The 10,458-nt window shown below is 72.6% G+C and carries 12 protein-coding genes; 8 read left to right on the top strand and 4 right to left on the bottom strand.

All coding sequences use genetic code 11. The features are described 5' to 3' along the window. Positions 1–816: permease (locus BZL64_RS15855; protein WP_244205355.1), on the top strand; the 816-nt coding region annotated here is incomplete at its 5' end. Next, positions 813–1,562, top strand: coding sequence for a TIGR03943 family putative permease subunit (locus BZL64_RS15850; RefSeq protein WP_086769833.1), 750 nt, complete (start codon positions 813–815; stop codon positions 1,560–1,562). The genes BZL64_RS15855 and BZL64_RS15850, both read left to right, overlap by 4 nt. Positions 1,563–1,693: 131 nt before the next feature. On the opposite strand, the gene BZL64_RS15845 is transcribed toward BZL64_RS15850, so the two are convergent. Then, positions 1,694–2,479, bottom strand: a complete 786-nt coding sequence (locus tag BZL64_RS15845) for a helix-turn-helix domain-containing protein (protein WP_086769832.1) — start codon at positions 2,477–2,479, stop codon at positions 1,694–1,696. A 122-nt stretch (positions 2,480–2,601) separates the two neighbouring features. On the opposite strand from BZL64_RS15845, the gene BZL64_RS15840 reads away from it, so the two are divergent. The 5 genes from BZL64_RS15840 to BZL64_RS15820 all read left to right on the top strand — a co-directional run bounded on the left by BZL64_RS15840 (position 2,602) and on the right by BZL64_RS15820 (position 7,949). Then, positions 2,602–3,705: an LLM class flavin-dependent oxidoreductase gene (locus BZL64_RS15840; RefSeq protein ID WP_086769831.1), complete on the top strand. Its 1,104-nt coding sequence runs from the start codon at positions 2,602–2,604 to the stop codon at positions 3,703–3,705. After that, complete coding sequence (locus BZL64_RS15835) at positions 3,702–4,295, top strand: FMN reductase (protein ID WP_086769830.1); 594 nt, start codon at positions 3,702–3,704, stop codon at positions 4,293–4,295. The genes BZL64_RS15840 and BZL64_RS15835 overlap by 4 nt, the downstream gene beginning before the upstream one ends. A gap of 120 nt (positions 4,296–4,415) precedes the next feature. Then, the gene (locus BZL64_RS15830; RefSeq protein ID WP_208639457.1) at positions 4,416–5,126 is read left to right on the top strand and encodes a response regulator transcription factor; all 711 of its coding nucleotides are present in this window, start codon (positions 4,416–4,418) and stop codon (positions 5,124–5,126) included. 10 nt (positions 5,127–5,136) lie between these two features. After that, positions 5,137–6,555 (top strand): HAMP domain-containing sensor histidine kinase, encoded by a 1,419-nt coding sequence (locus tag BZL64_RS15825; RefSeq protein ID WP_086769829.1) that lies wholly within the window; start codon positions 5,137–5,139, stop codon positions 6,553–6,555. 98 nt (positions 6,556–6,653) lie between these two features. After that, positions 6,654–7,949 (top strand): ArgE/DapE family deacylase, encoded by a 1,296-nt coding sequence (locus BZL64_RS15820; protein ID WP_244205354.1) that lies wholly within the window; start codon positions 6,654–6,656, stop codon positions 7,947–7,949. A 24-nt stretch (positions 7,950–7,973) separates the two neighbouring features. Here the strand turns inward: BZL64_RS15820 and BZL64_RS39835 are convergent, their stop codons facing one another. The 3 genes from BZL64_RS39835 to BZL64_RS15800 all read right to left on the bottom strand — a co-directional run bounded on the left by BZL64_RS39835 (position 7,974) and on the right by BZL64_RS15800 (position 9,955). Beyond that, positions 7,974–8,438: a hypothetical protein gene (locus BZL64_RS39835; RefSeq protein WP_158101535.1), complete on the bottom strand. Its 465-nt coding sequence runs from the start codon at positions 8,436–8,438 to the stop codon at positions 7,974–7,976. A gap of 233 nt (positions 8,439–8,671) precedes the next feature. Beyond that, entirely contained in the window at positions 8,672–9,391 is a 720-nt protein-coding gene (locus tag BZL64_RS15805) for a leucine-rich repeat domain-containing protein (RefSeq protein ID WP_086769826.1), read from the bottom strand. Positions 9,392–9,535: 144 nt separating this feature from the next. Continuing rightward, positions 9,536–9,955, bottom strand: a complete 420-nt coding sequence (locus BZL64_RS15800; protein WP_086769825.1) for an arsenate reductase ArsC — start codon at positions 9,953–9,955, stop codon at positions 9,536–9,538. A gap of 117 nt (positions 9,956–10,072) precedes the next feature. Here BZL64_RS15800 and BZL64_RS15795 point away from each other — a divergent pair, with 117 nt between their 5' ends. Beyond that, on the top strand, positions 10,073–10,387 hold the full coding sequence (locus BZL64_RS15795; RefSeq protein WP_086769824.1) for an ArsR/SmtB family transcription factor: 315 nt from the start codon (positions 10,073–10,075) through the stop codon (positions 10,385–10,387). Positions 10,388–10,458 lie beyond the last annotated feature (71 nt).

Here is a 10,458-nt window from a genome sequence, read left to right as displayed (position 1 = left end):
CGTGCGGTGGAGGACACTCATGGGGACACCCGTATAGACGGAGACGCGGATGCTGTCGGGGAGGCGGCGGAGGCCGGCGCCCGGCGGGGGCTGCCGCGGAGCTGGCCGTTGCTGCTGGTCTGTGCGGCGGTGCTGCCGGGGTGCGAGTGTGCGTCGGTGCCGGTGGCGAACAGTCTGATCGGGCGGGGGGTGCCTCCGGCGGCGGCCTTCGCGTTCCTGCTGTCGGCGCCCGCCGTGAATCCGGTGGTGCTGACCGCGACGGCGATCGCGTTTCCCGGCAGTCCGGAGATGGTGCTGGCCCGGCTGGTGGCCTCGCTGATCACGGCGGCGGTGATGGGCTGGCTGTGGCTCTGGCGGGGGCGCGAGGAGTGGCTGAAGCCGGCGGTACGGCACACCGGGCATCGGCCGGGTGAGAGCCGCTGGACGGAGTTCCGGCGCGGTTTCCAGCACGACTTCCTGCATGCGGGCGGTTTTCTGGTCGTGGGGGCGATGGCGGCGGCGACCTTCAATGTGGCGGTGCCGCGCTCGGTGGTGGACACGTTCTCGGACTCGGTGTGGCTGTCGGTGCTGTTCCTGGCGGTGCTGGCGATCGTGCTGGCGGTGTGTTCGGAGGCGGACGCGTTCGTGGCGGCCTCGCTGAGCGGGTTCTCGCCGACGGCCCGGCTGACGTTCATGGTGGTGGGTCCGATGGTCGACCTGAAGCTGATCGCGCTGCAGGCGGGGACGTTCGGGCGGGCCTTCGCGGTGCGGTTCTCCAGCGCCACGGCGGTGGTCGCGGTGGTGTGCAGTGTCATCGTGGGAGGGGTGCTGCTGTGAGGCGGTTCGTGCAGGTGGGGCTGCTGGTGCTGAGCGGCGTCGGGTTGCTGCGGACCTCGCTGTTCACGGAGGCGTACCTGCGGTACGTGAAGGAGGGGATGCGGCCGCTGCTGATCGCTTCGGGGGTGCTGCTGATCCTGCTGGGGGTGGCCGAGGCGTGGTCGGTGTGGCGGTCGGCGGGGCGGCGGCCGGAGACCGATGGCGACAGTCACGACCACGGTCACGATCATTCGGGTGTGCCGCGGGTCGCCTGGCTGTTGTTCCTGCCCGCGCTGAGCCTGTTGTTCTACGCCCCGCCGGCGCTGGGTTCGTACACGGCCTCGCGTGAGGCGCCGAAGGCGGTCGCGGTCGTCGACGAGGACGGTTTCGATCCGCTGCCGGCGACCTCGCCGCTGCCGATCACGCTGACCGACTTCACGCAGCGGGTGCAGCAGGACAAGGCGCGGTCCATCGAGGGGCGCACGGTGCGGATGACGGGGTTCGTCACGCCCGCGGGCGGCGGCGGGGGCTGGTATCTGACGCGGATCATGCTGTCGTGCTGTGCGGCGGACGCGCAGTCCGTGAAGGTGCGGGTGTACGGGGTCGAGGCGCCGAAGGCCGACACGTGGGTGACGGTGACGGGGACCTGGCACGCGCAGGGCACGCTGGGTACGTCGTCGGCGGCAGTCGCGCTGGACGGCCGTACGGTCGGGAAGACCGAGCGGCCGGTGAACGGGTACACGGACGCGTTGCCACTGGGCTCGTAGGGGGCTGGTAGAGGGCTTGGGGTGGCTAGTCGTGGTTCGCGGGTGCGGGCCGGTCGTGGCTGGTCGCGCAGTTCCCCGCGCCCCTAGGTGGGTGGGTGCCGGGCATCGGTCTACGCGCCCCCTGGGTGGTCCTAGCGGGTCGCGTACGCCGTCGGTGGGACGCCCACCGTCGCCTTGAAGTCGCGGACGAGGTGGGCCTGGTCGGCGTAGCCCAGGTCCGCGGCGAGGGCCGACCAGTCGAGGGCGGTGGCGGTTTCGGCGCGTTCCAGGGCCTCGTGGATGCGGTAGCGGAGGATGACCCATTTCGGGCCGACGCCGACGTACGCGGCGAAGAGGCGTTGCAGGTGGCGTACTGATACGGCTTCGGTGCGTGCGAGGTCCGCGACGCGGCGGATCGTGCGGTCGGTGCGGATGCGGTCGGTGAGGGCCATCGCCTGGTCGGCCTGGGGGTCGGCTCGCGGGGCGAGGGCGAGGAGGTGGGCGTCGAGGGCGGCGACGCGGGCGTTCTCGTCGGCGGGGGAGAGCACGGGTGCGGGGTCGGTGTCGGGGAGGCGGACGCGGCGGCCGGTCCACGCGGAGACGGGGTGGCCGGGTGCGAAGGGGCGGAAGCCGCCGGGGCGGAACTGTACGCCGCAGACCCGGCCGCGGCCGGTCAGCGTCTGGGTGAAGAGGCCGAGGCCGATGCCGGAGATCTCGGCGACGGGGTCCTGGTCCTCGAACTGCTGGAAGACGAGGTTGACCGAGGGGTGCGGGACGACGTGGGAGGTGTACGGCCGGTCGAGGTCCCAGTCGATCAGCCAGTAGTGCTCCAGGTAGGGGCGCAGGGGTGGGGCCGGTTCGCGGCGCCGGAAGCGGACGCGGGCGAGCAGTTCGGCGGCGTCGACGATGCCTCGGGTGTCGCGGCGTGGGGCGGCCATGCCGGGATCGTAGGGCGGGCCACTGACATCGATGCCGACGCTTCACCGATGGAATACGGGGGGTGGGGGCGCTGTTGGGACGGTATGGTTGAACGGTCAACAACTTTGGAGGTTGAGCGACCATGCAGTTCGGGATCTTCACGGTCGGCGATGTGACGCCGGACCCCACCACGGGGCGTACGCCGACCGAGCGCGAGCGGATCAAGGCCATGGTCGCCATCGCGCTGAAGGCCGAGGAGGTCGGCCTTGACGTCTTCGCCACGGGTGAGCACCACAACCCGCCGTTCGTGCCCTCGTCCCCGACGACGATGCTCGGCTACATCGCCGCGCGGACCGAGAAGCTGATCCTCTCCACCTCGACCACGCTGATCACCACGAACGACCCGGTGAAGATCGCCGAGGACTTCGCGATGCTCCAACACCTGGCCGACGGGCGCGTCGACCTGATGATGGGCCGCGGCAACACCGGGCCGGTCTACCCCTGGTTCGGCCAGGACATCCGCGAGGGCATCAACCTCGCCATCGAGAACTACAACCTGGTGCACCGGCTGTGGCGCGAGGACGTCGTGAACTGGGAGGGCAAGTTCCGCACCCCGCTCCAGGGCTTCACCTCGACGCCCCGGCCGCTGGACGGCGTCGCGCCGTTCGTCTGGCACGGCTCCATCCGCTCCCCGGAGATCGCCGAGCAGGCCGCGTTCTACGGCGACGGCTTCTTCCACAACAACATCTTCTGGCCGGCCGACCACACCAGGCAGATGGTCGAGCTGTACCGCGCCCGCTACGCCCACTACGGGCACGGCACGCCCGAGCAGGCGATCGTCGGCCTCGGCGGGCAGGCGTTCATGCGGAAGAACTCGCAGGACGCCGTGCGCGAGTTCCGGCCGTACTTCGACAACGCGCCGGTCTACGGGCACGGGCCGTCCCTGGAGGACTTCACCGACCAGACCCCGCTGACCGTCGGCTCCCCGCAGCAGGTCATCGAGAAGACGCTCGCCTTCCGCGAGTACGCCGGTGACTACCAGCGCCAGCTGTTCCTGATGGACCACGCCGGTCTCCCGCTGAAGACCGTGCTGGAGCAGCTCGACCTGCTCGGCGAGGAGGTCGTGCCGGTGCTGCGCGAGGAGTTCGCCAAGGGCCGCCCGGCCGACGTGCCGGACGCGCCGACCCACGCGTCGCTTCTGGCCGCGAAGAACACCGCCGCTCAGGACAAGGAGACCGTCGCATGAAGCTCGTCGTCGTCTCGGCGGGACTGAGCGTCCCGTCGTCCACCCGCCTGCTGGCCGACCGGCTCGCGGCGGCCACCGCCCTGCGTGCCCCGGCCGACGTGCGGGTCGTCGAGCTGCGCGACCTCGCCGTGGACATCGCCCACAACCTGACCAACGGGTTCCCGGGCCGCGACCTGGCCGACGCGCTGGGCGCGGTCACGGAAGCGGACGGGCTGATCGTGGTCACGCCGGTGTTCTCGGCGTCGTACAGCGGACTGTTCAAGTCCTTCTTCGACGTGCTCGACAAGGACGCGCTGGCCGGGAAGCCCGTGCTGGTCGCGGCCACCGGCGGCACGGCCCGGCACTCGCTGGTGCTGGAGCACGCGCTGCGGCCACTCTTCGCCCATCTGCGGGCCGTCGTCGTCCCGACCGGGGTCTACGCCGCCTCCGAGGACTGGGGAGCGGAGGGCCTGCCCGAGCGGATCGAGCGGGCCGCCGGGGAGCTGGCCGCGCTGATGAGCGGCCTGGCGGCGACGCGGCCGGCCGTGAAGGACCCCTTCGCGGTGGTGCCGTTCGCCGAGCAGCTCGCGGCCCTGCGGCCGTCGGGCTGAGCGGGGGCGGGGTGGTCATGCCCCGCCGACCCGGCCGGGCTCGGTGAGAGGCACGTAAGAAGGGCGCCCGGTGAGCTGCTCGTCACGCCGTCGGAACGTGACGGCTGGGACACTGGGCGCGTGCCCCAGAAGCTGCTGCTCGCCGAAGACGACCGCGCCATCCGTCACGCCCTGGAACGCGCGCTGACCCTGGAGGGCTACGAGGTCACCGCGGTCGCCGACGGCGTCGAGGCGCTGGCGCACGCCCACAAGTCGCCGCCGGACGTCCTCGTCCTCGACGTGATGATGCCCGGCATCGACGGCCTCCAGGTCTGCCGGGTGCTGCGCGCCGAGGGCGACCGCGTCCCGATCCTCATGCTGACGGCGCTGGTGGAGACCGCCGACCGGATCGCCGGCCTGGACGCGGGCGCCGACGACTACGTCGTCAAGCCCTTCGACGTCGAGGAGGTCTTCGCCCGGCTGCGCGCGCTCCTGCGCCGCACCGGCCCCGGCACGCCCCCCGAGGCGCCGAAGCCGGCGGCGGCCCCCACGGGCCGGCTGGAGGCGGCCGGGCTGCGCATGGACCCGCAGGCGCGGCGGGCCTGGCGCGGGGAACGCGAGCTGGAACTGACCCGCACCGAGTTCGAGCTGCTGGAACTGCTGGTGCGCAACGCGGGCATCGTCCTCGACCACTCCACGATCTACGACCGTATCTGGGGCTACGACTTCGGCCCCGGCTCCAAGAACCTCGCCGTCTACGTCGGCTACCTCCGCCGCAAGCTCGACGGTCCCGGCGCCCCGCAGCTGATCCACACCGTGCGGGGCGTGGGTTACGTGCTGCGGGAAGACTGAGGCGCGCCCGGTGTCCGGCCGCGTACGGCGGTGGGTGTCCCGGCGGCGCCCGAAGCTCGGCTCGCTGCGGACCACGTTCGCGGTGTCCTTCGCGACGGTGACGGCGGCGGTCACCGTCGTCGTCGGCGTCGTGTCGTACAACGCCGCCGCCCGGCTGGTGCGGGTGGACCAGGAGTCCGTCTTCGACGAGGTCGTGCAGGACCTGCGCGACGAGGTGCGCGACCGGGCGATGGACCCCGCCGACTTCTCCTCCGTCGCGCCCGGCCACGACATCGTGCGCCCCGCCCGCACCGACGTACAGGTGCTGGGCGCCGACGGCAGCGTCTTCGACCCCGGGAACCCGGGGCTGCCCGTGAAGGACGCCGACCGGGAGATCGCCGCGGCGCCGGACGCGGGCACGATCGTCGAGCACAAGGACGTCGACGTCGGCAGCGACGTCTACCGGGTCGCCACCGTCGCGCTGGGCGGCGGCCGGGGCGCGGTGCAGGTCGCGCAGGAGTTCAGCGACACCGAGGACCTGCTGCGGGCGCTCCAGCAGCGCACCCTGATCCTGATGGGCGCGGTCGTGACGGCGGCCGGACTGTTCGGCTGGTGGCTGGCCCGGCGGATCACCCACCCCCTGGTCATCCTCACCGCCGCCGCCGAGGACGTCGCCCGCACGCGTCGGCTCGGCGTCCAGGTTCCCGTCACCGGCTACGACGAGGTGGGACGGCTCGGCCGCGCCTTCGACCGCATGCTGGGCCGCCTCGCCCAGTCGGAGGAGGACCAGCGGCGGCTGGTGCAGGACGCCGGGCACGAGCTGCGTACGCCGCTGACCTCGCTGCGGACCAACATCTCGCTGCTGCGCCGCATCGACGAGCTGCCGCCCGCCACCCGCGACGAACTCGTCGCCGACCTCGGCCAGGAGGCGCGCGAACTGACCGATCTGGTCAACGAGCTGGTGGATCTCGCCGCCGGCCAGTCGGACACCGAGCCGCCGCAGCGGCTCGACCTCGCCGACCTCGCCGAGGAGGTGGCGGGGCTCGCGCGACGCCGTACCGGGCGGCGGATCGTGGTGCGCGCGAGCGGTGACACCACGACCGACGGGCGGCCCGGCATGCTCCAGCGGGCGCTGTCCAACCTGGTGGAGAACGCGGCCAAGTTCGACCGCGAGGGCCTCGCGCCCATCGAGATCGACGTGACCGGCCCGGCCGGGCCCGGCACCGTCCGCGTGGAGGTCCTGGACCGGGGGCCCGGCATCACCGAGGCCGACCTCACCCGCGTCTTCGACCGGTTCTACCGTGCCGCGGACGCCCGCTCCCTGCCGGGCTCGGGGCTCGGTCTGTCGATCGTGCGGGAGGTCGCGCTGGCGCACGGGGGAGCGGCGTTCGCCTTCCGGCGGGCGGGCGGCGGGGCGGTGATCGGCTTCACGGTGGGCGGCGTGGACTGAGGACCGTCGCGCTCCTGTGTATGCGGGAGGGCCGGGCCGAGCAGGTATGCGGGGCGAGGTGGCGGGAGTTGGCCCGTCGCCGGTGGAGGGAGCCGGGTGTGCCGAGAGGGCTGGAGGCCGCCGCGTCGGCGGCGAGCGGGCAGGAGGCCGCCGTGCTGGCGGCGATCGACGAGGCTGCCGTGGGGCGGACCCTGCTGGAGCTGATCGCGATACCGAGTGTCACCGGCAGCCCGGCCGAGTCCGAGCTTCAGCACCATCTCGCCGGGCGGCTGGAGCGGCTGGGCCTGGAGACCGACCTGTGGTCCATGGACCTGCCCGAGCTGTACGCGCACCCGGACTTCCCCGGCACGGAGGCCCCGCGCGAGGAGGCGTGGGGGCTCGTCGGGCACACCCCGGACGGCGGCGACGGGCCGACGCTGATCCTCCAGGGGCACGTGGACGTCGTACCGCCGGGGGACCCGGCCGCGTGGGAGGGGGACCCGTTCGTGCCGCGGGTGCGGGGCGATGTCGTACACGGCCGTGGGGCCTGCGACATGAAGGCCGGCCTCGCCGCCCACCTGGCCGCCCTCGCGGCGATCCGGGCGGCCGGGGTGCGGCTGCGCGGGCGGGTCGCCGTGCACTTCGTCGTCGGCGAGGAGGACGGCGGCCTCGGCACCTTCGGAACCCTGCGGCGCGGCTACGGCGGCGACTCCTGCCTCATCACGGAACCGACGGCCGGAACCGTCATCACCGCCAACGCGGGGGCGCTGACCTTCCGGCTCACCGTCCCCGGCAGGGCCGCCCACGCCAGCTCGCGGGAGGCCGGGGTCAGCGCCGTCGACGCCTACCTCCCGCTGCACCGGGCCCTGGCCGGCCTGGAGACCGTCCGCAACCACGCCCCCGACCCGCTGCTCGCCGAGTACCCGATCCCGTACTCCCTCTCCGTCGGCACCGTGCGCTCCGGCGACTGGGCGAGCAGCGTCCCCGACCTGCTGATCGCGGAGGGACGGCTCGGCGTACGGCTCGGCGAGGACCCCGCCGCGGCGCGCGCGGAGCTGGAGAGGTGCGTGGCGAAGGCCTGCGCGGCCGACCCCTGGCTGGCCGCGCATCCGGCGACGGTGACCTGGCCCGGCGGGCAGTTCGCGAGCGGGCGGCTGCCGGCAGGGCATCCGCTGCGCGACGTCGTGGGGCGGGCGCACGCCGACGCGACCGGCGCGGCGCCGCCGCGGGAACGCGGGGCGACGTACGGCAGCGACCTGCGGCTGTACGCCGCGGCGGGGATCCCGGCGCTGCAGTTCGGGCCGGGGGACATCGCCGTGGCGCACAGCGCGGCGGAGCGGGTGTCGGTGCGGGAGGTCGTGGAGGTGGCGCGGACGGTGGTGCTCACCGTGCTGCGGACGGTCGGGACGAAGTAGGCGGGGCTGACGCCCCTTGTGGGGCTACCCGATGGGCCAGTGGGTGATGCTTACGCCCTGGCCGCAGTCGGTGGTGTCGGTCGTTCCCCGGCACACTCTGAGGGTGCCGGTGACGGTGTACGTGTAGCTCTTGGTGGCCGTGAAGTCGACGGAGCCCGCGCCACAGATCTCGGCGTGTTTGGTCGACGGCAGGACGACGAAGTCGTTGACGAAGCGGGTCCACACCGAGTAACACCCGGTGCCGGTGTTGGTGAGCGTGCCGTCGAGGACGAGCTTGCCGTTCGCGAGCCACCGGTCACCGGCCGCCGAGGCGGTGGCGTGGGAGGCGGACCAGGGGACGGTGGCGGCGGCAGCCGTCCCGGCGGCGGTCGCGCCGGCCGCGGTGCTCGCGGAGACGGGGGCGGCGGCGGACAGGGTGAGGGCGGCGGTGGTGGCGGTGGCGAGTGCCGCGGTCGTGGTGATGGCTCGGGTGCGGGTGCGCAGGGACATCGGGAACCCTCTTCTTCCGTCAGTGGTTGGTTGTTCCAGGTGGCGTCCGGTGTGTCTGGTGCGTGCGGTGGTACGACGTGCGTGTCATGTGCGTGGCGTGTCGCCAAACGGGATCATCGTGCCCATGGCGTGCCGGGTCTCACCAGGACGCTTCCGGACATAACTCCGCGATCCTGACGGGAATGTGACGAGAACGCACCCCCGGTGACCCGCGGTACGGCAGGCCGTACCGCTCAGGTCAGGACCACGCACCCACGCCGTTCCAGCTCGGCCGACAGCTCACGCGAGGGCTCGCAGGGATTCCAGCGCAGATCGAGCTTCTCCAGCGAGGGCAGGGTGGCCAGCCAGCCGGGGAGGTGGGCGAGCCGGTTGCTCCGTACGTCGAGATGGCGCAGGCGGGGCAGGGCGGCGAGCGGCTCCGGGAGGGCGGTGAGGGCGTTCTCGCGCAGGTCCAGATGGCGCAGGTCGTGCAGCGCCGCCGTGGAGGCGGGCAGTGCGGTGACCGCGTTGCCGCGCAGCCAGAGTTCGCGCAGCCGGTGCAGCTCGCCGAGGGAGTCGGGCAGGGTGGCCAACCGGTTGTGCTGGGCGCGGAGTTCGACGAGCCCGGCCATCCGGCCGAGGGTCTCCGGCAGCTCGGTGAGGCGGTTCTCGCCGACGTTGAGGTACCGCAGCCGGGTGAGGTTCCCCAAGGTGGCCGGGAGGCGGGCCAGTCGGTTGTCGTGGAGGTAGAGGCACCCGTCGAGTCCGGCCAGGTCGCCGAGGGTGTCGGGCAGTGCGGTGAGCCGGTTGTGGCCGAGATCGAGGGTGGTGAGCCGGGTGAGCCGGCCGATCTCGGGCGGCAGGTCGGTGAGTCCGGTGTCGGCGAGGATCAGCACACCGAGGTCGGTGCGCTGCCACACCGACTCCGGTACGGAGTCCAGCTGTTGGCGCCACAGGTTCAGTACGTCGGGCATGCGGGCGTCTCTCCGGTCAGAGGGTCGGCGTTCCCTCCAGGATGAGGCGTTCGGTCCAGGCCCACCGGTCACGCGAGCGCGCGGAGGCCGGCCCCTGTTCCGCGTTCTTCGGTGCGCGCCCGGGCCGATGTTCCTCGGCGCCGCTCAGGCTTCCCGCTCGGCGTCGATCTCGGCGATCAGGGCCTCGATGCGGGTCCTGATCTCGTCGCGGATCGGGCGGACGGCCTCTACGCCCTTGCCCGCCGGGTCCTCGAGGGCCCAGTCGAGGTACTTCTTGCCGGGGAAGATGGGGCAGGCGTCGCCGCAGCCCATGGTGATGACGTAGTCGGACGCCTGGACGGCCTCGGTGGTGAGGATCTTCGGCTGGGCGTCGGCGATGTCGACGCCGACCTCCTTCATGGCCTCGACCGCGGAGGGGTTGACCCGGTCGCCGGGGAGGGAACCGGCGGAGCGGACCTCGATCCGGTCGCCCGCGAGGTGGGAGAGGAATCCGGCAGCCATCTGCGACCGGCCGGCGTTGTGGACGCAGACGAACAGCACGGAGGCGAGCGGGCTGGAGGACATCGGTTCTTCCTTCGGTCAAGAGCGTCGTCCGTGGGTGTGCCCGCCGGTCCCGGCGGGGCGGGAGCATTGACCAGCCCCAACTGATATCAGCTCGGAGTGATGTGACAGTATCAGGCCATGATGATGTCGGTCGATACTGATCTGATGCGGGTCCTGGCCGACCCGCTCCGCCTCCAGATCGTCACCCTGCTCGCCAAGGAGACGCTCTGCAGCACCCACCTGATCGAGGAAACCGGCGCCAGGCAGACCAACCTCTCCAACCATCTGAAGGTGCTGCGCGAGGCCGGGGTCGTGGAGACGGAGCCATGCGGCCGGTTCACCTACTACCGGCTCAAGCCCGACGTCATCGCCTCCCTCGCCGGTCAGTTCGCCGACCTCGCGGAGACCGCGCGCGCGACGGCCGCGAACAACACCAGGCGATCCTGCCCCTGAGCGGTACCGCCTCCCCTGTCCGCCGCCTGCCGCCCGCTGCCTGACGTGCGACGCACGACGTACGCACCGAG

The organism is Streptomyces bobili, from assembly GCF_002154575.1.
Taxonomy (GTDB): Bacteria; Actinomycetota; Actinomycetes; order Streptomycetales; family Streptomycetaceae; genus Streptomyces; species Streptomyces bobili.
This window is presented reverse-complemented; position numbering and strand designations above follow the sequence as displayed.